Annotated in this window: 21 protein-coding genes; 7 read left to right on the top strand and 14 right to left on the bottom strand. The window is 34.8% G+C overall.

What is annotated here, in order from left to right:
• Positions 1-413: 413 nt before the first annotated feature.
• Positions 414-923 (bottom strand): peroxiredoxin-like family protein, encoded by a 510-nt coding sequence (locus J8281_RS12340; protein ID WP_210197938.1) that lies wholly within the window; start codon positions 921-923, stop codon positions 414-416.
• A 402-nt stretch (positions 924-1,325) separates the two neighbouring features.
• Here J8281_RS12340 and J8281_RS12335 point away from each other — a divergent pair, with 402 nt between their 5' ends.
• Positions 1,326-5,042: a hypothetical protein gene (locus J8281_RS12335; protein ID WP_210197937.1), complete on the top strand. Its 3,717-nt coding sequence runs from the start codon at positions 1,326-1,328 to the stop codon at positions 5,040-5,042.
• Here the strand turns inward: J8281_RS12335 and J8281_RS12330 are convergent.
• The 11 genes from J8281_RS12330 to J8281_RS12280 all read right to left on the bottom strand — a co-directional run bounded on the left by J8281_RS12330 (position 5,039) and on the right by J8281_RS12280 (position 17,246).
• On the bottom strand, positions 5,039-5,977 hold the full coding sequence (locus J8281_RS12330; RefSeq protein ID WP_210197936.1) for a threonine/serine dehydratase: 939 nt from the start codon (positions 5,975-5,977) through the stop codon (positions 5,039-5,041). The genes J8281_RS12335 and J8281_RS12330 overlap by 4 nt on opposite strands.
• Before the next feature lie 35 nt (positions 5,978-6,012).
• Complete coding sequence (gene dnaN, locus J8281_RS12325; RefSeq protein WP_210197935.1) at positions 6,013-7,131, bottom strand: DNA polymerase III subunit beta; 1,119 nt, start codon at positions 7,129-7,131, stop codon at positions 6,013-6,015.
• Between the two features lie 606 nt (positions 7,132-7,737).
• Entirely contained in the window at positions 7,738-8,322 is a 585-nt protein-coding gene (locus tag J8281_RS12320) for a DUF1572 family protein (protein ID WP_210197934.1), read from the bottom strand.
• Between the two features lie 250 nt (positions 8,323-8,572).
• Positions 8,573-9,604, bottom strand: coding sequence for an iron ABC transporter permease (locus tag J8281_RS12315; protein WP_210197933.1), 1,032 nt, complete (start codon positions 9,602-9,604; stop codon positions 8,573-8,575).
• 1 nt (position 9,605) lies between these two features.
• Positions 9,606-10,745, bottom strand: coding sequence for an ABC transporter substrate-binding protein (locus tag J8281_RS12310; RefSeq protein ID WP_210197932.1), 1,140 nt, complete (start codon positions 10,743-10,745; stop codon positions 9,606-9,608).
• A 127-nt stretch (positions 10,746-10,872) separates the two neighbouring features.
• Positions 10,873-11,391 carry an alpha-ribazole phosphatase gene (gene cobC / locus J8281_RS12305; RefSeq protein WP_210197931.1) on the bottom strand — a complete coding sequence of 173 codons (519 nt, stop codon included), beginning with the start codon at positions 11,389-11,391 and terminating at the stop codon, positions 10,873-10,875.
• Positions 11,373-12,137 (bottom strand): adenosylcobinamide-GDP ribazoletransferase, encoded by a 765-nt coding sequence (locus tag J8281_RS12300; protein WP_210197930.1) that lies wholly within the window; start codon positions 12,135-12,137, stop codon positions 11,373-11,375. Before J8281_RS12300 ends, cobC begins: the two co-directional genes overlap by 19 nt.
• Before the next feature lie 162 nt (positions 12,138-12,299).
• Positions 12,300-13,334: a nicotinate-nucleotide--dimethylbenzimidazole phosphoribosyltransferase gene (gene cobT / locus J8281_RS12295; RefSeq protein ID WP_210197929.1), complete on the bottom strand. Its 1,035-nt coding sequence runs from the start codon at positions 13,332-13,334 to the stop codon at positions 12,300-12,302.
• A 110-nt stretch (positions 13,335-13,444) separates the two neighbouring features.
• The gene (locus J8281_RS12290; protein ID WP_210197928.1) at positions 13,445-13,957 is read right to left on the bottom strand and encodes a bifunctional adenosylcobinamide kinase/adenosylcobinamide-phosphate guanylyltransferase; all 513 of its coding nucleotides are present in this window, start codon (positions 13,955-13,957) and stop codon (positions 13,445-13,447) included.
• Between the two features lie 175 nt (positions 13,958-14,132).
• Positions 14,133-15,620, bottom strand: a complete 1,488-nt coding sequence (locus J8281_RS12285; protein WP_210197927.1) for a S41 family peptidase — start codon at positions 15,618-15,620, stop codon at positions 14,133-14,135.
• A 207-nt stretch (positions 15,621-15,827) separates the two neighbouring features.
• Positions 15,828-17,246, bottom strand: coding sequence for a S41 family peptidase (locus J8281_RS12280; RefSeq protein ID WP_210197926.1), 1,419 nt, complete (start codon positions 17,244-17,246; stop codon positions 15,828-15,830).
• A 271-nt stretch (positions 17,247-17,517) separates the two neighbouring features.
• On the opposite strand from J8281_RS12280, the gene J8281_RS12275 reads away from it, so the two are divergent.
• From J8281_RS12275 to J8281_RS12260, 4 genes are all read left to right on the top strand, one after another.
• Positions 17,518-18,027 carry an RNA polymerase sigma factor gene (locus J8281_RS12275; RefSeq protein WP_210197925.1) on the top strand — a complete coding sequence of 170 codons (510 nt, stop codon included), beginning with the start codon at positions 17,518-17,520 and terminating at the stop codon, positions 18,025-18,027.
• Complete coding sequence (locus tag J8281_RS12270; protein ID WP_210197924.1) at positions 18,014-18,448, top strand: hypothetical protein; 435 nt, start codon at positions 18,014-18,016, stop codon at positions 18,446-18,448. Before J8281_RS12275 ends, J8281_RS12270 begins: the two co-directional genes overlap by 14 nt.
• Positions 18,449-18,494: 46 nt before the next feature.
• Positions 18,495-19,034 carry a DUF4252 domain-containing protein gene (locus J8281_RS12265; protein WP_210197923.1) on the top strand — a complete coding sequence of 180 codons (540 nt, stop codon included), beginning with the start codon at positions 18,495-18,497 and terminating at the stop codon, positions 19,032-19,034.
• A 130-nt stretch (positions 19,035-19,164) separates the two neighbouring features.
• Positions 19,165-19,713, top strand: coding sequence for a DUF4252 domain-containing protein (locus J8281_RS12260; protein WP_210197922.1), 549 nt, complete (start codon positions 19,165-19,167; stop codon positions 19,711-19,713).
• A 222-nt stretch (positions 19,714-19,935) separates the two neighbouring features.
• On the opposite strand, the gene J8281_RS12255 is transcribed toward J8281_RS12260, so the two are convergent.
• Both J8281_RS12255 and J8281_RS12250 read right to left on the bottom strand, forming a co-directional pair.
• Entirely contained in the window at positions 19,936-20,796 is an 861-nt protein-coding gene (locus tag J8281_RS12255) for a redoxin domain-containing protein (RefSeq protein WP_210197921.1), read from the bottom strand.
• 148 nt (positions 20,797-20,944) lie between these two features.
• Entirely contained in the window at positions 20,945-21,460 is a 516-nt protein-coding gene (locus tag J8281_RS12250) for a DUF2892 domain-containing protein (RefSeq protein ID WP_210197920.1), read from the bottom strand.
• Between the two features lie 172 nt (positions 21,461-21,632).
• On the opposite strand from J8281_RS12250, the gene rpmH reads away from it, so the two are divergent.
• Complete coding sequence (rpmH, locus tag J8281_RS12245) at positions 21,633-21,791, top strand: 50S ribosomal protein L34 (protein WP_073314535.1); 159 nt, start codon at positions 21,633-21,635, stop codon at positions 21,789-21,791.
• A gap of 99 nt (positions 21,792-21,890) precedes the next feature.
• The gene (gene carB / locus J8281_RS12240; protein WP_210197919.1) at positions 21,891-24,743 is read left to right on the top strand and encodes a carbamoyl-phosphate synthase large subunit; all 2,853 of its coding nucleotides are present in this window, start codon (positions 21,891-21,893) and stop codon (positions 24,741-24,743) included.
• Positions 24,744-24,766: the final 23 nt, after the last annotated feature.

The raw sequence follows: 24,766 nt of genomic DNA, 5'->3' as shown, positions 1-24,766 counted from the left end.
TTTTGCTAACTCTAATAGTCCTAACTTTGGTTTGATGATTTTTTCTTCTGTGTTCATCTGACAAATATTTAAATTGATTTAAACTAAATTACTAAAATTGTCAGATTAAGTATTAACTATTACACGTAAGTAAATTGGGTAGCGAAAAATACTGATTTTCATCTCCGGTCATGCCTTGAGGCAAAAAAAGTTTAGTTTTTCGTTTCCGGTCATGCCTTGAGGCAAAAAAGTTTTAGTTTTTCATTCCCGGTCATGCCTTGAGGCAAAAAAGTTTTAGTTTTCCGTTTACGGTCACGCCTTGAGGCAAAAAAAGTTTTAGTTTTTTGTTTCCGGTCATGCCTTGAAGCAAAAAAAGTTTTAGTTTTTCGTTCCCGGCCACGCCGAAAACATAAAACGGGTTCAATGAACCCATCTTAAGATTCCCCCCTGGCTGGATAATCATTTTTCATCACATAATCTATAGCATTCAGGATATCATCAAACCCTGGTCGTGCAAAAGGCATGGTTTGAATAGAAGCGAAATATAATGTTTGATCAGGTCGTATAAGAAACATACCAGGTTCTGAAAAATGATTAGGTTCTTTGTCATCTTTTGCTTTAGAAATATACAATCCCCATTCCCGAGCTTTGTCTATCGACATTTCAAAACCTATGGGTAATGAAGGCACATTCCATGTATTTCCTGTTTTTTTAGCTTTTTCTTCAGTATCACAACTTATTGCAACTACATTGACCCCTCGGTCTACAAATTTATCTAGTTTGCCTGCAAGTTCTTCAAGCTGTTTTTTACAAATTGGGCAATGCAGGCCTCTGTAAAAGACAACTAGAATAAAATTTTTTGGGGTTTGATCTTCTAGTTTCCAATGCGTATCATTGATTAAGTCTACTTCTAGATTGGGAACTTTCTCTCTTGGTTTTAGCATAATCCGTACTTTTAAAATGGTATTTTTATTGGCATCATCAAAGGGTATAATTCCCCAAAGCTTGCCTCGAAATTGAAAAATTATTTTTCGCGAATGCCTCTTGGACTTTCCCCAAGGTAGTTTACTCTTTCATCAAATTGTGAACAGACCCCTTAGATTTTCTTCACTTTGTATACAAAATTATGATCTCAAAAGTTATGAGACGAACTATATTACATATTTTAATAGCGTTATAAAGATCCTACTGGTACGATTGTTTTATCATTAGAGTAAAAAAAAATATGGTATGCGATAAGATTATTTGAGATTTGGAGGTTACTTCGCAATACTGCTGATCATATCTTGCCTAAGAATAGTTCAGAACGACTAACCCAATTTTGTATCTATCTAAAAACAAAATGTATGATAAATTTTCGTGTCACGATAATTTCTTTTTTTCTATGTATACTACTACAATCCTGTGCTACTTTTAAACCCCAATTTCAAAAATCAGTTGATACAACAAGTACAATCGATAAAAACATCTCACATACATTTTATGTAGTGGGTGGATACGGAAATCAAAATAAGAAAAATACAACCCAAGTATTGAACCAAAAATTATCCTCCGAATTAAAAGAAGCTGATAAAAATAGTACGCTTCTTTTTGTTGGAGATAATATTTCTAGGATAAAGGGACAAGAAAATAAAGATTTTAAACTTCTGGATGAACAACTATCTTTTGCTAAAGGATATAAAGGTGAAACACTTTTCATTCACGGAGTTAATGAATGGAAAGATGCTAGTATCGATCAAATGGAGGAATATGAGGATTATGTAGAAGAAAAAAAATCTTTGGATTCAGAATTTCCCGAAAAAAATGGATGTCCTATAGATCATATAGTTGTTAATGATGAATTGGATATTATTGTAGTCAATTCGTATTGGTTCATCTCTAATTGGGATCGTATCGAAGAAATTAATAAAAAGTGTACCAATGTCAACACTAGACGGCGTTTTGTGGAAGAATTAGAAGGATATATTAATGATGCTCAAGGAAAAAATGTACTAATCGTAATGCATCATCCAATTTTTAGCAATGGTACTTATGCAGGTCATGAAACCGCAAAAAGCCATATGTTACCGTTTCCAATTCTTGGAACACTTGCAGGGGAGATTAAAGATTTGGCGAATTTGGATAGAAATCAATTGGATTTCCCTAGGTATAGGTATTTAAGAATAGTATTAAGTGCCATAGCTCAAAAATCAGATAGAGTAACTGTAGTGTCAGGCCACGAACAAAGTTTACAATACCTAGAAGGTAAAGGTATTCATCAAATTATTAGTGGATCATATGGAGGCGCAAAGGCGACTCATCGTTCCAAGGGATTTATTCACGCCCCGGGTGGTAGTCTTTCTTATCAAGGGAAATATACCCATGGTGCTCCTGGATTTGCAAAAATCGTATATTATGAAGATGGATCATCTGCTGTAACTTTTATAACCGAAGATGAGGTAGAAAATACATCTTTCGAAGTGTTACCTCCATTCAAAACCTATCAAGACTTTACTTATGACAATACATCGCATCCTAAACAAAAAAAAGCAGTTATTATTAAAGATGCAAGTACATTGGATAAATCAGGATTTTACAAAATGTTGTGGGGTGATCGCTACCGCTCGTATTTCAATAAAGAGGTCACTGTTCCTGTAGCTATATTAGATACGCTATATGGTGGTCTTCGAGTTATTAAAAAAGGCGGAGGGCATCAATCCAACTCGCTGCGATTAGTTGATACTATGAATAGAGAATATGCAATGCGATCCTTAAAAAAAGAGGCTTTAAAATTTTTGACCCAAAAAATACGAGGTATTTCTTATGATACTCAAGATTATGAAAATACATTGACAGAAGACTTGGTTTCTGATTTTTTCACAACTGCACATCCATTTATGCAAATGGTCATCAATGATATGGCTAAAGCTTTAGATATCAATCATGCAGAAACAGAATTATTTTACGTGCCTAAGCAAAATAGCCTTGGTAAATACAATGAAACCTTCGGAGATGAACTGTATTACATAGAACGTAGACCTTCTGATGAACAAAAAAAATACAAAGGTTACAGACGGGCACTTCCAAAAGTCGAAGGTGAAATTACCGACTTTGAAAGCACTACCGATGCATTAGAAAAACTCAAAGAAGACGAATCCTATATCATGGATCAGGAGGCCTACATACGAGCCAGAATTTTTGATATGCTAATAGGTGACTGGGATCGTCATCAGGATCAATGGCGTTGGATAGAATATGAAAAAGAAGATGGAGACGATAAAATTTTTATTCCGGTTGCCCGAGATCGAGATAATACATTTTCAAAGTTCGATGGTATAGCTTTACCGATGATAAAAGTTTTTTCTCCGGCAACTCGATTATGGCAAACGTATGGTCCAGAAATTAAAAGTTTAAAATGGTTTAATGCTGAAGGAAATAATCTGGATCAAACTTTAATTACAAAACACGGCGTAGATACTTGGATAAAAGAAGCTACCTATATCAAAAATACGCTTACAGATGCTCAGATTGATGAAGCTTTTACAAACTTACCTCCAGAAATTCAAGATGAAACTACAGCACAAATAAAAAAGAATTTAAAAGAACGGTTGAATATTATCGATCAATACGCCAGAGAATATGCTACTTATTTGAACAAAACGGCTGTCGTGCCGGGAACTCATAAAGATGATCTTTTCGAAATCACTAGAATGCCAGAAGGCAAAACAAAGATTATTGGCAAAAGAAAATTAAGCAATAAAAAAAATAAAGTTTTTTATGAGCGAATTTTTGATAGCAAAGAAACCAAAACGATTCTAGTCTACGGCTTAAATGACGACGATACCTTTATAATTAACGGCGATGGAAACGGTTATAGTAAAGTTAGGATCATTGGTGGCTATGGTAAGGATACCTTTATTGTTGAAAATAGAAGAAAATTAAAAGTATACGACTGGAAATTCGAAGAATCGATATTTGAAGAGAAAAGACCTGCTAAAAAATTAACCAACCTATATGAAACCAATACTTTACATTGGAGGTATTTTCAGGAAAATTTCAACATAGTAATGCCCACTATAGGCTTGCGAAATGATGATGGCTTTTTTGTAGGGCTTAACAATACGTATACAGTTTTCGGTCTTCATGGTGATGGTGATGGTTTTAAACAGAGACATACGTTTGGCGGAAATTATTATTTTACATTTCAGGGTTTCGATGTAAACTATCAGGGTGTTTTTGCCAATATTTTTCCTAATTGGAATTTGACAGTTACAGGCTATTTTACCAATGACGCTTATGCGAATAACTTTTTCGGTTTTGGAAATGATACGGAAAATTTTGACGATGAATTAAGCCAGGATTTTAATCGAACGCAAATGCAACAAATTAAGATTGATGCCGGCGTAAATTATAGATCTCTTTTCATAAAAGGACGTTTTGAGTCTTTTAATGTGACCCCAGATGAAAATAGATTTGTGACTACTGGGGTTGTCAATCCTTTAGTTTTTGACACCCAAAACTATGTAGGAGCCGAGGCCGGAATCTCTTTTGATAGTCAGAATGCCTTAGATTTTCCTACAAAATCTATCTTATTTAATTTTGCCGGGGGATATATGCAAAACGTAGATATTTCTGATAATCAATTTGGTTATGTTACTCTTGCTTTAGGCGGAAGTCACCAACTCATTTCTTCTGGTCACCTCGTTTTAGGTACCAAAGCAGAAGTAAAAGCCAACTTAGGAAATGACTTTTTTTACTATCATGCGCCTTCGATAGGAGGGGATAATGGCCTTAGAGGCTTCAGAAATGAGCGATTTACAGGAGAAACTTACTTTTATCAAACTACAGATTTGAAGGCGAGAGTAAAACGGTTTACAACTTCTGTATTTCCCGTTACTCTGGGTGCCTTTGGAGGGTTCGATTACGGCAGGGTATGGGTAGATAATGATATTTCAAATCAATGGCACACCTCGTATGGTGGCGGTTTATGGCTTAGTGGTGCAGATACTTTTTCCTTCAGGCTAGGTATGTTTTCTTCAGATGAAGGCGTACAGATACAAGGAGGTTTTGGATTCGAATTTTAAAAAGGAAGGTTATCTAAGTCAACATTGCCGCCAGAAAAAATAATACCGATTTTTTGTTCTCGAAAACGGTCTTTTTTTCGAAGTAAAGCGGCAAATGGTACTGCACAAGATGGTTCTATAATAATTTTCATACGTTCCCATACAAAGCGCATCGCAGTAATGATTTCACTTTCTTCAACACGAATAATTTCTGAAACATGTTCTTGTATTATGGGAAAATTGATAGTTCCAAGTTGGGTTTTCAATCCATCGGCGATGGTATTTGCTGTTTTGTTAGTTTCGATTTTTCCACTTTGAAGAGAACGATACGCATCATCCACCTCAAAAGGCTCTGCACCGATAGTCTTGCAGTTATTTCCATAGTATTTTGCTGCCAATGCAGTACCTGCTACTAGTCCGCCACCGCCTACAGGAGTAAATATATAGTCTAGATCGGGATAATCTTGTAGCAGTTCGATAGCAGCAGTCCCTTGACCTAAGATTACATCCAAATCATTTGAGGGATGTATAAAAGTGGCTCCTTTCTCAATTTGAATCTTGAAAGCGGTCTCTTCTCGTTCTTTAAGTGTTGGTGGGCATTCGATAACCTCTCCTCCGTATCCCTTTACAGCATCTTTTTTAACCTGTGGTGCATTCGAGGGCATCACGATGTAAGCTTTAACACCTAAACTTTTTGCCGATAACGATAACGCTTGCGCAAAATTACCTGAGGAATGCGTGACCACCCCTTTGGATTGTTGTTTTAGAGATAAATTAGAAATGGCACTTGCTGCTCCACGCATTTTAAAAGCACCCATTCTCTGAAAATTTTCACACTTAAATACGAGTTGTGTTCCAGAGATATGATTTAAAAATGTGGAAGTAAGTACAGGTGTTCTATGAATGTAAGGCGCTATTCGCTGATGGCATAAGGCTAATTCCTGTTTCGTTGACATAAAGCTAGGTTTGTATCATCAACATGAAATTCGTATTAACTATTGAGCATAACCGGCATGACCAGCATAGTGACATATTCGCCTTCATCAAGACCATCTACGGGAGTAAGTATACCGGCTCTATTTGGCAAAGACATTTCTAGTTGAACATCGTCTGCATTTAGGTTGCTCAACATTTCACTTAAAAATCGAGAATTGAATCCTATTTGCATATCATCCCCTTGATAATCACAAGTTAAACGCTCTTCAGCTTTATTCGAATAGTCGATATCTTCTGCAGAAACATTAAGTTCTGCACCCGCGATTTTTAAACGAATTTGATGTGTGGTTTTATTAGAAAATATAGAAACTCTACGCACAGAATTAAGAAACTGCGTGCGTGCGATAGTTAATTTATTAGGATTTTCTTTTGGAATAACAGCTTCATAATTAGGGTATTTCCCATCGATTAATCGACAGATGAGCTGAGTTTCATCAAAAGTAAATTTGGCGTTAGATTCGTTGTATTCAATGGTTACTTCACTATCGCTCCCAGCCAAAATATTTTTGAGCAGGTTTAACGGCTTTTTGGGCATTATAAATTCTGCTGACTGAGAGGCTTTGATATCTTCTCGAGTATATTTTACTAATTTATGAGCATCTGTAGCTACAAAAGTCAATCCTTCAGTCGAAAATTGAAAAAATACACCACTCATCACTGGTCTTAGATCGTCGTTACCCGTTGCAAAAATTGTTTTTCCAACCGCAGTTGCCAGCACATCACCCAATAAGGTTGTGGCACTAGGATCTTCTAATGCAACAGCCTTCGGAAATTCTTCTCCATCAGCATAAGCCAGCGCATATTTACCATGGTTAGAACTGATTTCTATAGTATTATTATCTGCAACAATAAACGTTAAGGGTTGCTCTGGAAATGTTTTAAGCGTTTCTAACAATAATTTGGCAGGAACAGCCAATGTTCCCTGATCTCCTGATTCGACTTCTAACTTGGCCGACATGGTTGTTTCAAGATCAGAAGCAGAAACTGTGAGTGTATTATTATCTAATTCAAACAAAAAATTATCTAAAATTGGTAGGGTGTTGCTATTGCTAATTACTCCTCCCAAAATCTGAAGTTGTTTGAGTAAGTATGAACTGGATACTATAAATTTCATCTGTTTTTCTTTATGGTTTGTTAGTTGTCAGTTAAAATTCGTCACGGTACTACACTCTGAAATTCTTCAGCCCGATCGCGAATCATTTCACCTATTTAAAAATTTTTATCCTATTAAATGAAATAATTAAAAAATTGATAACCTATGTAACCGCTACGCTCTCACATTAAAAATTATTTGATTGTTCGTTATTATACCTAAAATTTAACTGAGAAGTCATCCTGAATTTATTTCAGGATCTCATTATGTTTATTTTCAGTACGTTGAGATGAGAAGCTGAAACGAGTTCAGCTTGACGCAACCATTTAGGTTAAATTACGGATATTCGTAAAAATTTTACTACTAATCAATTCATATGTGATGTATAACGTATAGTTTTACGCAAATATAATTGTAATCTATTAGGATCACAGTATTCAAAAAACCATAGTTATTAACAAACCTAAGGGAGTTATTGACTATTCTTACTGTTAAAGTATTCAAGTATTTTTCCTATTCAATTATAACTTGTTATCATTTGCTTTGGTCGAAAAGTAGCATTAGAAATGTTCTCTCAATTTTAGTATAGCATGACTATATTTAAATTAATGGGTTAACTATTTGATTTTACTTTGATGATTTAGAATCACCTTTCATGAGCTTATCAGTATAATGGGCTTTGTGTTTGGGGATGCTAAAACGTTCATTATTATATGCCGATGATTGTCCTTTGGGTATCGATAAACTTTCCCATTCTTGCCCAATACTCATTTTGCCAAGAAATACGATTTGTCCCACATGGTAAGCATAGTGTGCTAATTGTCGATGGATTGCCTCGGGGATGCTATGTTCTACATTCCTGATGTATACAGGATGATCAAAATTAGTTTCATTAATACTTTCTAGGGCTTTAAAAAGACAAGACCATCCTTCATTCCATTTTAAAAGCAGTTCTTCTCTTATATTCACGTCATCATCGAATTCGGTATCTCTTTTCCTCCAGGTTTTTTCTCCATCTTCAGTTAAAAAGTTAGTCCATCTGGATTTCATATTGCCCCAAAGATGCTTTACTATGATAGCAATACTATTACTGTGTTCATCATATTGCCAAAATAATTTTTCATCGGGTAATTGCTTTATGGTTTTATCACCTAATAATTTGTAATATTGAAATTGTTTTATGATGCTTTTGATATATTGATCTGTGTCCATAAAAATCGGTTTTCTTCTCTAAGATACTTTTTTATTTACAAAGCTTAGGAAGATACTTATTTTTATAAAGATTTAATATTGTATCAAATTTGGTGTAGGTATTCTAAGTCGTAATAGATCTTATAAGATATAATCTCGGTTTAATCAATCGAATGCTACACGTGAAGTGGTCTTGCTTCCAATATGTTGATAGCGCTACTTCTTCGAGGTAGTTCATTTTTAGTAAAGAGCTTCTAACGAATGATATGGATTAGAACAACATTTTGCGTTTGCGAACCAATATCCAAATGACGACTGGCGCTCCTATTAATGAAGTTATGGCGTTTATAGGTAAGGTAAATTCGCTTGCCGGTAGTTGAGCGATGCTGTCACAAATTAACATAACGATACTTCCAATAAGTACTACAGCCGGAATTAATGTTTTATGATCAGAAGTATGAAATAATTGCCGTGTAAGGTGCGGAACAGCAAGACCAATAAAAGCAATTGGACCAGCGAAAGCAATTATACTACCAGACAATAAACCTGTCGCCAAAATAATAAGAAAGCGACTCATTTGTAAATTTAATCCCAGGCTACGTGCATAGTTTTCGCCTAATAATAATGTATTTAATGCTTTAATAGAAGTTAATGTAGGTAGCATACCCAATAAAAATACAATAAAAAAAACCAAGACTTCATACCAGGATAGGTTTCCCAGACTTCCAAAACCCCAAAATATGTATTTCTGTAATTGATCGGCAGGAGCAAAATAAGAAAGTACACTTACAATGGCAGCAGTTATACTACTAAACATGAGTCCGATAATTAAAATAGCCATAGTATCTCTAACTTTTGTAGATACAATCATAACAGCGAAAAGTACTACGATACTACCTAAACATGCAGCAATCACTAATCCCCATTTTGAAATTAAAAATCCGGATAGCGCGATACCAAAAAATGTACTACCCAGGATAAGCAAAGCTACACCAAGAGCAGCACCAGAGCTTATCCCTAAAACGAACGGACCTGCAAGTGGGTTTCTAAATAATGTTTGCATAAGTAAACCAGAAATTCCTAATCCACTACCTACAATAATAGCAATTAATGCTTTTGGAAGCCGGTAATTTATGATGATATGTCTCCACGCTTCCTTTTCTACAGATCCTCCTAAAAGACTGCTAAGTGTGTCTAACCACGGAATGATAACAGAACCCAGGCTTATATTTGCAATAAAGCAGATTAATAACAGCGCAGCAATTCCTATAAAAACCTTTTTGTATGATTTGTTTGGGGTCAAATTAATCAAGTTTTTTAAAAAAATACAATTTGTAATCGGGTAAAAGCTCTGGGTGAGCGATTTTTATAATGTCTTTTAAAATTAGATCAGGACGCATTGGTCCTAGTTCATAATACATCAATCCGCCTTTGGCACCCGTTTTTAGCGTCGAGGAATATACGGCTTTATTTTTAAATGCATCAAATAATGGATATTGATGGTTCTGTTCTTGTAATTCTGTTAAAGAGTTGACGTTTCCAGAACCAATCCATAACGCCGCATGTTGAGCTTTTTCAAGAACGCTCTCAAAGCTAAGGGCAATACTTCCGGTTTTTTGATTATTTTGCCATAAATAATGAGTTTTAGCATCTGTTAAAAATTTAGCTACGTAGCTATTTCCACCGGGTACATGCCAAATGTCTTTAAACATATTTCCCGACAAAACCGTAGGTCGTTCTGTGCTATTTTGTGCGATAGCAACCGCATTACTGTATTCTGTTTTAATTTGTTGAAAAACATCTTCAGCGATATTTTCCTTTCCAAAAAATGCAGCTACAAATTTAATCCACTCTGCTCTCCCTAAGGGATGCTCTTCCATCCAGGAACCATTAATTACTACTGGGATTCCGGTTTTTTGAATGAGATCATACGCTTTTGTTTCTCCGTTTGCAGAAAATCCCAATACCATGTCTGGTGAGAGTTCAAGCACTATTTCTGTATTAAGATTAAACTCCCTACCAAGCTCTTTAATGGCGCCTTTATCCACCAGCGCGCGGGTTTTTTCCGAAGAAATATAATCGGTATGAGGAAATCCTACCAACTTTTGTTCTAAATTAAGATATTCTAGTATAGGAACGTCTGTAGTTGAAGTCACTACAACTCTTTCTACGGGGACTTCTACAAAAACTGCTTTTTCAGATTTGAAGGGCTGTTTTGTTCCCTTGGGATGTAAAATATATATAAGTTCTTCTTTTGTATCTGGCCAGGGTGTGGTCACTTTAATTTCTTTGTGAGTACCATGGTTTATGATTGTAAATCCTTTTGCATATTCAATGCTTTGCGGAGCTAGATACATTACCGTAAGGCGATTGGTCTCTTCATTTACGTTTTTGCATGAAGTGCTACACATTACTAGGGTAAAAAGTATAAAAAGAATTCGCATACCTTATTTTTTATAAAATTACTATTCTGGAGCATTAGTTTATACCGAAAACAAGCTCAATTTACTCGAGAATCGAGATTTAAAACACTACTCTGCTTGCCTTTGAGTAGTTTGCCTCTATAAGACATTAAATTTTGATCACCTCGCCATAGTCTATTTTGATTGAAAAAGAGTCTTTGAGATCAATTTCTCGTAAATACGAAATTAGCGCTCTCATGGGTCCTGCATGTAAAATAATTACAATTTTCTCGTTACTCAATAAATTTAATGAGGTGTAAAAATCTACAATACGTTTTTGCAGCATCACATACGATTCTCCGTTAGGAACTTGAATGGTAACGAAATCTTTCATCCATGGATCTAATTCTTTACTATCAATGGCTTCCCATGGGAGTAACTCCCAGTCCCCAAAATTTAGCTCTTTTAAGCGGTCGTCAAATTTAATTTCTCTGTTAAACGTTTTTGCTAATAGTTTGCAACGTTGTAACGGACTACTGTATACTTTGTCAATATCATGAATAGGAATTTGGCGATGTATGTTATCAACTTCAGCCTGAAAAGAATCGGTAATCCCTATGTCACTTTGCCCGTAACAAATTCCTTTTTCAATATTGGGTGTAGTATGTCTTACCAGATATATTTCCATAGGAATAACGTCGAAAGATAAAATATAACTTCACTTAGCTGTTGAACAGCTCCTGCACAGTCTCCTGTTTGTCCACCTATCCATTTCTTGAACTTGTGACCTAAATACATTTTGGATAGATACATAGGGATTAAAGTAAGGAATACCCAGGGGTTTTGAAATACAAATAAGGGTATAATTCCAAATATACCGCTTATTAGTAAGGTTCGTAGGTGCATACCTTTTGCCGCTGGTTTAGCTTTACTCTGATCGATGTCTCGTACATAATCATGTGAATAAATAAGTGTAGTTGCGATGAATCTACTTAGACTATGACCAGATAGTAGGACTAAAGGAATATAAAACATTTCGATTTCTCGTAGTGTTGCAAATTTGAGCGCTAATAGTATTAGTAATCCAACGGTTCCATAGGTACCTAATCTCGAATCCTTCATGATATGGAGTATTTTTTCTTTTGTCCAACCTCCTCCGAAACCATCACATACATCTGCAAAACCATCTTCATGAAAAGCACCCGTGGTGTAAATTGTTGAAAACATAGAAAGTAACAATGCTATATCCACCGAATAAATAAAGGAAAATAGATAAAATACAGTCGCTCCTATACTACCTATGATAATCCCTACCAAAGGAAAGTATTTTGCACTAAGTTGCAGATAATCCGGATCGTGGTTCACCCATTTCGGACAAGGAATACGTGTAAAAAACATAAGTGCAGTAAAAAAAATATGAATTTCTTTTTTCATGTTACATAGAGCTGAATTTACAGTAATAAATCATTTATAAACATCTTAGCATACGTTAATTCCAGATGTACAGTATCGAACTAGTTTAAATCAGTTCATAAAATCAAAATATTTTCATTTCTAAAACCTAACACCTCATACCTCAAACCTAGTAAACGGTTACTATTGACCAGAGACGCCCGCACTTTCAAAACTAGCCATTTCATTAATAAAAGTAACGGCTGATGTAATTATAGGAAAAACAACCGCTGCCCCGGTACCTTCACCCAAACGCATCTTGAGGTTGACCAGTGGTTCTTTTTTAAGGTACTGTAACATTTTTTGATGCCCCTGTTCTTCTGAGGAGTGTGCAAAAATACAATAATCAAGCACTTGTGGATGCATCGTATGTGCGGCTAATAAGGCCGAGGTAATGATGAAGCCATCTATAATAATAGTCATTCGCAACTCTGCAGCTTTCAAAATTGCTCCATAGATCATTGCAATTTCAAATCCCCCGAAACATGCCAATGCTTCTTTGGTTGACGATGGATTATATTTCATATAAACCTGAGACAGAACGTTTTGTTTTACGTTCAAAGCTTCGACATCAAGACCTGTGCCTGCACCCACACATTCTCGAATGGGTATATTGGTAAAAAAAGCCATTAACAGTGATGCAGATGAGGTATTGCCAATCCCCATTTCACCAAAACCAATACTATTACACCCTTTATTGTGGGTTTGCATGACTATGGCTGCTCCTTTTGCTATGGCAGCATCACATTGCTCTAAGCTCATAGCGGGTTCATGCTGGTAGTTTTTTGTACCAAATGCAATTTTAGCAGAGTGCAGTTCGGCTATATTTCCAAAATCATGATTAACACCCGCGTCGATAATTTGTAAATCGATGTTGTTTTGCTTACAGAAAATATTAATGGCAGCTCCTCCATTTAAAAAGTTATAGACCATTTGAGCAGTAACTTCTTGAGGGTATGGATTTACGTTACCTTCTTTAGCGATCCCGTGGTCTCCTGCAAAAACAAGAATGGTCGGGTTGGAAAGTTTTGGACTTTCAGTTTTTTGAATTTTACCAATTTGTAGCGCAAGTTCTTCTAATCTCCCTAACGCGCCAATTGGTTTGGTTTTAGTATCAATTTTTTGTTGCAGTGTTTTCTCAATTTTTTTATCGTAAATAGGTTCAATTTTAAAATTCATTATTATTTTGTTTACACTTGTTTTTGTCAATCTACAGTTACGCAAACCTAATTTAAAATCTTATCATATTGGTATGAAATTTTAAAATTGCCGTATGCAAAGGTATACTATTATGTATTATTCTTGATTTGCACAGGAATACCTGAAACCATAAATACAGCGTTATCGGCATGTTTTGCAATATGCTGATTTATCCAACCCTGTAGCTCTGTAAATTTTCTTCCTATGGCTGTAGTAGCGTGAACGCCCATGCCGATTTCGTTAGAAATGATAATAATAGTTGCTTTTAGCAATATTAGTTTATTAAATTCTTCTTTTGCCAGTAAGAGTGATTTCTCCAAATCATTTTTAGTATCCACAAAATAATTGGTAAGCCAAAGGGTGACACAATCAATCACTACGACATCTCCATCTTCAATTACTTTAGAAAGTTCTTTTTCTTCCTCTTTAGTAGTCCATCTATGATCTCTATCCGCAATATGATTATTGACTCTTTCTTGATGATTTTGATCCCAAATGCGAGAGGTTGCCAAATATATCGGAGTGTCTGAGAGTTCTAAGGCTAGGTCTTGTGCATACTTACTCTTTCCAGAACGCTCTCCACCTGTGATGTAATACAACATAGTATGGTTAGATTTTGAACTTTCAAAGGTAATCGAATAGGTAGTTTATACCAAAATGAATGTGAAAATAGATTTTCTAATGCACAAAGCGGGTTCAATAGTTTTTAAGGAATTCGAAAAATAAAAGAAGATAGCAGTATAGACTTTTCTAAATTCGTTTTTTTACGACAAAAAGCTATTTATCTAAATACATTCTTTGATATAGGGGTTGATTCATTTTACTGTCACCTAAAATCTCGAAAGATGTGTTTTGTGCTTTGTTACTAACTGCGGCGGGTACCGAATTAGTAGTAATAAGCTCTAGGGCAGTATTTAGTAACGGTTCGTTTGTGTCTCCTAGTATTCCTAAATTTTGAAAATCTTCTGCTAGTTCTATGGTAGGATCTAATCCCAGGATATAATCTGTTTTTCCGTTAATATTCGATATTTTACTAACAAGTGGTTGTAGTGCAAATGTATGATTGGGATTAGCGCCTTCTCTGCTAAAGGTTTCAGAATCGTACAGCGTTCTTGATGCTTGATATTTACCTCTGGTTTTTGTGCCGATATGAATTACATCAATATGTGCTGAAAGACCATTAATAATTAGTTCACTTGCTGATGCGCTGCTACGCGTAGCCAGAACATAAAGTTTATTAAGCCCTAAAGAATGTATAGGTTCTTGTGTATTAGAAGTATCGATAAGAACATTAGACATAAAGCGTTCGTTCAAAAATGCATCTGCATTGCTTTGATTACTTACGATACTTTCTATATCATCGTTAAATAGATTTTTTGCAAAAATTTCTTCTTCTGTTTTTCCCGTGATCATACTAGCCAGGGCAGCTGCCGTATATACCGAACCACCACCATTGTATCTCAAATCAAGAACTACATTTTCTATCCCTTCAGATTTAAACTTCAAAAACACATCATTAAGTTCCTTATTAAAACCAAATGTAAAACCATTATACATGAAATATCCTACTTTGGAACCTTTATAATTGATAGTTTTTGCCATAAAAATTGGGTTTTCGGTATATACTTGCTTATTTAATACAACGCTTTTTGAAAATTGGAAAGTATTGTTGACGATAGTACTAAATCCTACTTCATAACTATCACTACCAAAAAGTAGATCTTCATAATTGGAAATGGTAAGTTGCGTATTATTAATAGTAGTAAAAAGTTCGCCACGTTGTATTCCTTTTGATTGAGCATCGGTACCCGGCATAATATAAATCACATACCCAAATAGGTCATTAGAGTTTCCTATGCGACCTAAAAGAAATTGCATTCCATTACTCTTACTCGTACCACCTAATTGTTGTTCTAATGCAATATAATCATCAACTATAAAACTAAAATCATCTTCTGGACGCCCTAGCAAAATCTCTTTAGTTACCAGCGCATCAAATAAATTGATAGGGGAGTCAAAAGAACTTAAAAACTGTCTGTATTCTGGTATGTTATCGATTTTAGTATCATTGAGATCTGGTACATCGGATTTATATAGGTACCAAAAATTCATGGCTTTCCATACAAAATCATCGATTTGTTCATCAGGGTTATTTATTACCGATGAGTCATTACCTGCTTCTGATCTGTCATCATCATTAGAACAGGATAATATAAAAAATAACGAAAAAAATAAAATGATAAACTTTGGGGCTTTCTTTTTCATGAATGTGATTTAGTATTAATCTATTATGTGTTCAAGCAATTTCTAAATTAAAATCCGTCAATTTGATTACGTTTACTTCATTAAAAGTGTATCTGAAAATCGAGATATAAGCAGAACAGTAATTTTTTATACCTGTGTGCATTTGGCAGCTAAGCTATTAACGATTCTCATAAACAGTATATTTTATAACTATCGTAAAATTATTCTTTATTCGTTATTTCGGGCGGTAAAATCAACGTACATTTTTTCAAAATTAGGTAAATACATTTTACTACTTCCTATATCGTTCAGACTTTGGGTACTATACTTTTGTTTAGTGGCTCCGGCACCAGTAATTTGATCAATGGCAGCTTTTAATAAGGGCTCCTCGGGGTCACCAAGCATGCCCAAATTAGAATAATCTTCTTCGATTAAAACATCTGGAGCGAAACCATTAAAATAATCAGATACCCCAGCAGCATTTATAGATTTAAGCACTAATGGCTGCATGGCGTAGGTATGTCCAGAAGCTTCAGCTCCTTGCCGACCATAATTATCGGTATCATACACAGTGATAGATGCTTGAAATTTTCCTCGCGTAGTATCACCAACTTGTATGGTTTCAATATAAGGATCTAATCCGTTTATTACAAGTTCGCTAGCCGATGCAGAACTTCTGGTAGTAAGTACATAAACACGAGTTAGGTTGAGGCTATTGATGGCATCTCCGGTTCGTATTTGATTGTCAAAAAGATTTGTGCTCCCAAACCTATCTTGTAATGCTGCATTCCATTCTTCTGTAGTAAATACTTCGCCATTAAACTGACCGGTAATCATACTAGATAGATCAATAGCGCTAGAGACCGATCCGCCACCGTTGTATCGCACGTCCAAAATCAAATCTGTGACTTGACTTGATTTAAACTGAGCAAAAGCCGCATTAAGTTGTGTGTCAAAATCGGCTGTAAAGGCATTATACATAAGATATCCCACAGGTGTATTACCGATATTTAAGATTTTTGTGATAAATACAGGGTTTTCGGTATACTGACTTTTTGTTAAAGAAACCAGGTCATTTGTAGGTGTTACCGTTGATCCGTCGAAAGTAGCCAAGCCAATAGTGTAGCTATCGGGAGCCAATAAATTACGAAAATTTTGATCGGTTATTTGAGTCCCATCAATAGTATTGAAGATATTGCCTCTTTTTAATCCTTTTGCTTCTGCATCTGTACCTGGTAGAATATATCGAATATAGCCAAAAACCAAACTAGAACTGTTGGGATATCTGACAAGGCCAAACTCCATACCATTATTTTTTGTTACTCCGTCAAAAGATTGCTCTAAAGCTACGTAATCGTTAACCAAAAAGCTGAATTCATCTACGGTTGATAGCAAATTATCAAAAAAAGACTCAGGTGTCGAGAAATCTCTTAAAAAATTCGTGTAATCTTGATCCGATGAGAAACGATCATCTGCCAGAAGCGCAACATCACTTTTATAGAGATAGAAAACATTCATACCCTTCCAGATGTAGTCATTGATGTCTAGAGTAGTGGCGATTTGCGGTACATCATCATTATCTTCAAAACAAGAAGATAATACACTTATAAAAAGTAACCACACCAAAATACGTTTCCAAATTTTCATAAAATCACACTATATGTCAAATGCTAAATGTAACTACTTTATTATAATTTTAAAAAAGAATGTAACAAATTATAGATATAGTCGTCTCCCTTATATAAAACTAACAGAGTTTAATACAGAACTAGTTTACACTTTTTTCGATGTGCTAGAAAAGTATAAACCAGTTCACCATCAATCAATCAAAAAATGAAACCGACTAGATTAAAAAGAGCATTAAATGTAGAAAAATGACTGTTTAATCATAAAGGTTCCATGTGACTAAAATGAACACATGAAAGAAAAAGCATTTATATCGCTTACCAATGGATTTAAAGATAAGCTATTTAGATTAGCGAAACGTTTGTTGATAAGTACTGAAGAAGCCGAAGACGCGACACAAGAGGTTTTACTGAAGCTTTGGAGAAATAAAAGTAAAATTGCCGAATATACGAACGTAGAAGCTTTTGCGATGACAATGACCAAGAATTATTGCTATGACAAGTTAAAGGCTAAAGAAACGGGAAATCTTAAAATCGTACACAGTAATTATAAAGATGAGCAACCATCTTTACAACGACAAGTAGAAGCAAAAGATAGTTTAGATTGGGTAGGGAAAATCATGAATGATCTGCCAGAGCAACAACGAATGATCATTCAGTTAAGAGATATAGAACAGTATAACAACGCAGAAATTGCAGCAATGCTTGGGATTAAAGAAGTTGCCGTGAGAGTGGCTTTATCTCGAGGAAGAAAAAAAATTAGAGAAGAATTATTAAAAAAGCATAAGCATGGAGTTGGATAAACTAGAAAAATTACTTGAAAAATATTTCGAGGGTGAAACGACCATTTCTGAAGAAAAAAAGTTGAAGGTTTATTTTACCAGAGAAACTGTGCCGTCACACCTCGAGAGCTACAGAGATGTATTTCAGTATTTTTCAGAAGAAAGCAACATCACAGCTACCAGGAATATTGTATTTGAAAAAAATAAGAAAACCAAATACTCCTGGATGATAGGTGTGGCTGCTTGTGTAGTGTTTATTACAGGTATGTTTTTAACCAAAACAACGCCATCTGGCTCTGTCGATACTTATGAAGATCCTGAAATAGCACTGCAAGAAACCAAAAAAATACTCAATATGGTTTCGCAATATATGAATGAAGGAAAACAAGGATTAGTCTACCTTCGAGAATTTGAAAACACAAAAAACAAGTTTATAAAGTAAAAATTAATCAACGCTTACCTATAGCGACATTTAAAATTATGTAATCATGAAAAAATTAGCAATTATACTCATACTAACAGTCGTACCTTATATTTCGAATGCGCAAAGCTATTTTGATAAATATGAAGATATGAATGACGTAACTTCTATGGTAATTACAAGTAAAATGTTCAAATTATTGAGTAAAATAGATCTTGAAAGTACTGATGCTGAAACACAAGAATACCTAAACCTCGTAGAGAATATTAATAATATAAAGGTTTTTGTTACTGAAGATAAAGAGGTTGCTCAAAAAATGAAAATAGATGTAAATCAGTATCTAAAAAAATCTACGTTAGACGAGTTGATGAGAATAAAAAGTGATGATGGTGAAAACATTAAATTCTATATCAAACCAGGCAAAGATGAAGACCATGTTCAAGAATTGTTTATGTATCTGGTAGGAAATGACTCTAAAGAAGGTAAACCAGAAACAGTAATTTTAACTATTACCGGAAATATTGATTTAAAGCAAGTATCGAAATTAGCAAACGATCTTAATATTCCTGGAGGTAAAGAATTGAAGAATGTTAAAAAGAGAAATTAGTTATAATTGATTGATTTATCATCTTGAGTTCTGTTAAAGGGGTCAAGATGATAAATGATCAACTATTAATATCATTTAAAATATAATCAATCACCTTTACCAAAAGTAAGGGTCTTATAAATCAATCAAAATGAAAATTATATTTAAAATTTTAGGAACATTAAGTATGTTCCTTTGTTTCAGCTGTAATACTAGTACATCGCTTCAACAATATTTTGTTGATCATCAGGGAGATGAAGATTTTATAGCTGTAGATGTTCCTTCTAGTCTTTTGGATAAAGAAAAAATGACGCTCAATGCCGAGGAAAAAGAGGCATTAGAAAGTATTAAAAAAGTGAATTTTTTAGCCTTGCCGCTTACCGAAAAGAAAAAAGAACGCTATGAAGCCGAAAGTAATGCAATCAACACCATTTTAAGTGCTGAAAAATATGAGACTTTAATGAAGTTTGGATCCAATGGCACTAATGTTGTATTAAAGTATACTGGAGATGAGGATGATATAGATGAGGTAATTGTCTTTGCTACAGATAAGAAAAAAGGCTTAGCGCTGGTTCGAATTTTAGGAGATAATATGAGACCTGAAAAAATGGCACAATTGGCGCGATCGGTCGAGAAAGGTAAGATTGATCTGGAAGCTTTCCGAAAAATAGGGGAAAGTATTGATATCAATATTGATTAGCGACACCATCCAGACACTATCCAATATTTTGTGTAAACAAATAAAAGCGGGTTTAACTTTTTAAAGTTGAACCCTTTTTTCAAATGTAGTTAAGAACTGATTAAGTATCAACCCCTAATTAGGTATTGGTTGTGTCTACTTTTTAGTAATCTGCATCCTTGATTAATACATTGATTTTTTTTTAGCCATCTTAGGTTGAGAAAACCATTTTAAAAGTGCCTTTTATTTTCGGTTATTGTTTAAAGAATCTTTTTCTCGTTTGTATTTCTCGTACTCTTCATCTATTCTTCTTTCTTCATCAGTGCGACCGTCTTTATCGACTTTGTCTTTCTTCTTTTTCTTTGTGGATTTGTTTTGTTCTGGATTGAGGGTATCATCGAGTTCAGCATTTTCTTCTCCGTCTAATAAACCTCTAGCATCAAGATCGGCAATGATTAGCGATACTCCTTTTGATAAAGAATTGAAATGGATATTATATGAATTACTAAGCGTCTCGCTAGAGTGATGTGTTTCTATTTTTTGAATGTTTAGTAATTTTTTCTCTTCATTGGTAAAGTACATCATTGGGAAACCAAGAGCGTGCTTCAATTTATTAACGATGTGAGAATCTAGATTTGTTTTTTCATCAACATATACTAGTTTTATGTGCTCACTGTAATCTTTACTTTTTGCTTTCAGATTTTCTTTTGTATCCCAAAAAAGAACGACAAAATCAATTTGATCATGAAACCGATCTGCAAGATCATTTAAAGCGGGAATTTCTCCTATTCCAGGAACACACCATGCCGCATAGGTAATTAAAAATAAAGGTTTTTCAAATTCTTTAAAAGAAAAAGGATCTTCTTTTAAAGTGTTTACAGTAAAGTTATCCAGATACGTTCCGTTAAGGTGATTGGTAACCAAAGAATCAAATAAAAACTTCGCCCGCTCCATATCATTCTCTCTATAAGCTGCATCCATTTTCATGTTGTATTTAACAATATGGGCAGATATTGCTGTAGAAAACGGAATTCTTACTTCTTGTTGAGCATAAAAATTTCCATAGAAGCAAAAGAGTATTCCAAATACTAGTAATTTTTTCATTATAACATTATTACATTCGCTAATGTACTATAAAGTCTTTTAAAACTGTAATCTACTGATAAAACTTATGTGACTATCAAGGTTTATAGAGAGCCCACAAGATCAAACTTTAATTAAGATAACGTAATACAAAGATCAATTAGTGTGCCTAAATTTTTTTCATTTGCTGTTTCATCATGGCTATCTGATCTTTTAGCATATTATGCTTATCTAATTTTCGGGCTTCGGTAAGCAACATTTGTGCTTCTCTTTTTCTTCGCTTGGTCATAGCGATACCTGCCAGGTTCAATTTGGCAACTGCAAGATCTTGTTTCATTGATAGACCCAATTTAATTGCTCTTTTGAGATATTTTTCAGCTTGAGTAATATTGGTTTGGGATAGCATAATTCCTAAAAGATAATTATAATATCCTTGTTGCTTTTTGGTCAATGCATTTTCAGGATTTTTAATCTTATCTAACCATTTTTTGGCACCTTCAAAATCTTGCTTACGTAATTTAAAAAAGGCCAAAAGAATCATTTCATTCTTAAAATATAAAAAAACAAAAATTAACGAAAGTAAAATTAGCATGATACCATTACCAATATATCCTTCAATTATTTGCCATACAGCACCTCCTATAATCAATACTGCAATTACTAATTTTATATTTTTATTATACATTGAATCGTTATATTTTTAAGTCGCGGCAAAGGTAATAAAAACAAATAAAAATATTTTGATATTTGGGTTTGTCAAAGCAAAAAGTCTTTGTATATTTGCCCGCAGTTTTGGGAAAACATACCCAATAATAAGAACAGACATTTTTTAAGAAGATATATAAAGGTAGATAGCAATGAAAAGAACGTTTCAACCATCAAAGAGAAAGAGAAAGAATAAACACGGTTTTAGAGAGCGTATGGCATCTGTTAATGGTAGAAAAGTATTGGCTCGAAGAAGAGCTAAAGGAAGAAAGAAGCTATCTGTATCTTCAGAATTAAGACATAAGCACTAATGAGAAAATGCTTCACAAAATATGAAAGGTGTTACTTTGTAGGTAACGCCTTTTTTTATATCTATTAAGAAAATTTTAAATACAACACAATTTATTTCCATGCCAAAACGAGAAGAACTTAAGAGTATATTAATTATAGGATCGGGTCCCATTATTATCGGACAAGCTTGCGAATTTGATTATTCGGGATCACAAGCGCTTCGTTCATTACGAGAAGATGGAATTGAAACCATTCTTATCAATTCTAATCCGGCGACTATCATGACAGATCCGTCGATGGCAGATCATATATATCTTAAACCTTTGAATACCAAGTCTATTATCGAGATTTTAAAAGAACATCCTCAAATAGACGCTGTGTTGCCCACAATGGGGGGACAGACTGCTCTAAATTTGTGTATCGAGGCTGATGAAAAAGGAATATGGAAAGATTTCGGAATAGAAATTATTGGCGTAGACATAGATGCTATTAATATTACCGAAGATCGAGAGCAATTTAGAGAATTGATGTTGAAAATAGGTATTGGTATGGCACCTCAAGCAACTGCTAATTCTTATTTAAAAGGTAAAGAAATTGCTCAGGAGTTTGGTTTTCCGTTAGTAATTAGAGCTTCTTACACTTTGGGCGGAGCAGGAGCATCTTTTGTGTACAAAGAAGAAGATTTTGATGAATTACTTACCCGTGGGTTAGAGGTTTCTCCAATTCATGAAGTGATGATCGATAAGGCATTGATTGGCTGGAAGGAATACGAACTTGAACTATTACGAGACAACAACGATAATGTAGTCATCATCTGTACTATTGAAAATATGGATCCTATGGGGATTCACACCGGGGATTCTATTACGGTAGCCCCAGCAATGACCCTAAGCGATAAGACTTTTCAACGTATGCGAGATATGGCAATTCATATGATGCGTAGTATTGGAGAGTTTGCCGGTGGTTGTAATGTGCAATTTGCTGTAAGTCCTGATGAAAATGAGGATATTATTGCTATAGAAATTAATCCGCGTGTTTCAAGATCCTCTGCATTGGCTTCAAAAGCTACAGGATATCCTATCGCTAAGATCGCTGCAAAATTAGCCATAGGCTATAACCTCGATGAGTTAGACAACCAGATTACACAGTCTACATCGGCATTATTTGAACCGTCTCTGGATTATGTTATTGTAAAAATACCTCGATGGAATTTTGATAAATTCGAAGGATCAGACAGGACTCTTGGATTACAAATGAAAGCCGTAGGAGAAGTAATGGCTATAGGTCGATCTTTTCAAGAGGCATTACATAAAGCCACACAGTCTTTAGAAATAAAAAGGAATGGTCTGGGAGCTGATGGTAAGGGATATACAGATTATGACACGATTATTAGCAAACTTACTTACGCTAGCTGGGATCGTGTATTCGTAATTTATGACGCGATTCAAATGGGAATCCCATTAAGTCGAATATATGAAATTACCAAAATCGATATGTGGTTCTTGAAGCAATACGAAGAACTATACCATCTTGAAAAAGAAATTTCAACACATACCATACAATCCTTAACAAAAGAGCTTATACTAGAAGCTAAGCAAAAAGGCTTCGCAGATAGACAAATCGCTCATATGGTGGGCTGTTATGAAAGTGAAGTTTATACTAAAAGAGAAGAATTAGGAATCAAACGAGTATACAAGCTTGTAGATACTTGTGCTGCCGAGTTTAAAGCACAAACTCCTTATTTCTATTCTACTTTTGAGGAAAAAATTGAAACTCCAGATGGGCAAGTTTATGTAGCTAACGAAAGTAAAGTTACCGATAAGAAAAAAATCGTAGTTCTTGGATCGGGACCCAATAGGATAGGCCAGGGGATAGAGTTTGACTATTGCTGTGTGCACGGAGTTCTAGCTTCTGCAGAATGCGGATATGAAACCATCATGATTAACTGTAATCCTGAAACCGTATCTACCGATTTTGATATTGCCGATAAATTGTATTTTGAACCGGTTTTCTGGGAACATATCTACGATATCATACAGCATGAAAAGCCAGAAGGGGTCATTGTTCAATTAGGAGGACAAACAGCACTTAAGCTAGCCGAAAAACTGGATCGCTACGGGATTAAGATCATAGGAACCAGTTTCCAGTCTTTGGATCTTGCAGAAGATAGAGGAAGCTTCTCAAAACTGCTGAAAGAAAATAATATTCCGTACCCAGAGTTTGATACTGCCGAAACTGCTGACGAAGCTTTAGAAGTTGCTGACAGACTTGATTTTCCTATCTTGGTAAGACCGTCTTACGTTCTTGGCGGACAAGGAATGAAGATTGTTATCAATAAACAAGAACTCGAAGAGCATGTAGTTGATCTATTGCGCAAAATTCCAAATAATAAATTGTTATTAGATCATTATCTTGATGGTGCAATCGAAGCCGAAGCTGATGCTATTTGTGATGGCGAAAATGTATATATCATCGGTATCATGGAGCATATAGAACCTTGCGGAATCCATTCTGGAGATTCGAATGCGACCTTACCGGCTTTTAATTTGGGAGAATTCGTATTACAACAAATTAAAGATCATACCCATAAAATTGCGTTGGCCTTAAATACAGTTGGATTGATTAACATACAGTTTGCTATTAAAGATGATACGGTGTACATCATAGAAGCCAATCCTCGTGCTTCCAGAACTGTACCATTTATTGCAAAGGCATACGGAGAACCTTATGTAAACTATGCCACCAAGGTCATGTTAGGAGAGAAAAAGGTGACCGACTTTGATTTCAAACCTCACCTAGATGGATATGCAATAAAACAGCCCGTTTTTTCTTTCAATAAATTTCCGAATGTAAATAAGAAATTAGGACCCGAAATGAAAAGTACAGGAGAAAGTATTTTGTTTATAGATGATCTTAAAGATGATCAATTCTATGACTTGTATTCACGACGCAAAATGTATTTGAGTAAGTAAAAATTCATGTACTGCATATAAAC

It is taken from the genome of Aquimarina sp. U1-2 (assembly GCF_017897595.1).
Taxonomy (GTDB): Bacteria; Bacteroidota; Bacteroidia; order Flavobacteriales; family Flavobacteriaceae; genus Aquimarina.
Note: the sequence above shows the minus strand (reverse complement) of the source record. Positions and strands in the feature narration are given on the sequence as shown.

Excerpts from the sequence above, each read along its gene's own strand:
- J8281_RS12270 (WP_210197924.1), top strand. The coding sequence starts at position 18,014 with ATGGAGTTGGATAAACTAGAAAAATTACTTGAAAAATATTTCGAGGGT.
- J8281_RS12285 (WP_210197927.1), bottom strand. The coding sequence starts at position 15,620 with ATGAAAAAGAAAGCCCCAAAGTTTATCATTTTATTTTTTTCGTTATTT.
- dnaN (WP_210197935.1), bottom strand. The coding sequence starts at position 7,131 with ATGAAATTTATAGTATCCAGTTCATACTTACTCAAACAACTTCAGATT.
- J8281_RS12280 (WP_210197926.1), bottom strand. The coding sequence starts at position 17,246 with ATGAAAATTTGGAAACGTATTTTGGTGTGGTTACTTTTTATAAGTGTA.
- J8281_RS12300 (WP_210197930.1), bottom strand. The coding sequence starts at position 12,137 with ATGAAAAAAGAAATTCATATTTTTTTTACTGCACTTATGTTTTTTACA.
- J8281_RS12320 (WP_210197934.1), bottom strand. The coding sequence starts at position 8,322 with ATGGACACAGATCAATATATCAAAAGCATCATAAAACAATTTCAATAT.
- J8281_RS12310 (WP_210197932.1), bottom strand. The coding sequence starts at position 10,745 with ATGCGAATTCTTTTTATACTTTTTACCCTAGTAATGTGTAGCACTTCA.
- carB (WP_210197919.1), top strand. The coding sequence starts at position 21,891 with ATGCCAAAACGAGAAGAACTTAAGAGTATATTAATTATAGGATCGGGT.
- J8281_RS12260 (WP_210197922.1), top strand. The coding sequence starts at position 19,165 with ATGAAAATTATATTTAAAATTTTAGGAACATTAAGTATGTTCCTTTGT.
- J8281_RS12265 (WP_210197923.1), top strand. The coding sequence starts at position 18,495 with ATGAAAAAATTAGCAATTATACTCATACTAACAGTCGTACCTTATATT.
- J8281_RS12255 (WP_210197921.1), bottom strand. The coding sequence starts at position 20,796 with ATGAAAAAATTACTAGTATTTGGAATACTCTTTTGCTTCTATGGAAAT.
- J8281_RS12275 (WP_210197925.1), top strand. The coding sequence starts at position 17,518 with ATGAAAGAAAAAGCATTTATATCGCTTACCAATGGATTTAAAGATAAG.
- rpmH (WP_073314535.1), top strand. The coding sequence starts at position 21,633 with ATGAAAAGAACGTTTCAACCATCAAAGAGAAAGAGAAAGAATAAACAC.
- cobT (WP_210197929.1), bottom strand. The coding sequence starts at position 13,334 with ATGAATTTTAAAATTGAACCTATTTACGATAAAAAAATTGAGAAAACA.
- J8281_RS12335 (WP_210197937.1), top strand. The coding sequence starts at position 1,326 with ATGATAAATTTTCGTGTCACGATAATTTCTTTTTTTCTATGTATACTA.
- J8281_RS12340 (WP_210197938.1), bottom strand. The coding sequence starts at position 923 with ATGCTAAAACCAAGAGAGAAAGTTCCCAATCTAGAAGTAGACTTAATC.
- J8281_RS12290 (WP_210197928.1), bottom strand. The coding sequence starts at position 13,957 with ATGTTGTATTACATCACAGGTGGAGAGCGTTCTGGAAAGAGTAAGTAT.
- cobC (WP_210197931.1), bottom strand. The coding sequence starts at position 11,391 with ATGGAAATATATCTGGTAAGACATACTACACCCAATATTGAAAAAGGA.
- J8281_RS12330 (WP_210197936.1), bottom strand. The coding sequence starts at position 5,977 with ATGTCAACGAAACAGGAATTAGCCTTATGCCATCAGCGAATAGCGCCT.
- J8281_RS12250 (WP_210197920.1), bottom strand. The coding sequence starts at position 21,460 with ATGTATAATAAAAATATAAAATTAGTAATTGCAGTATTGATTATAGGA.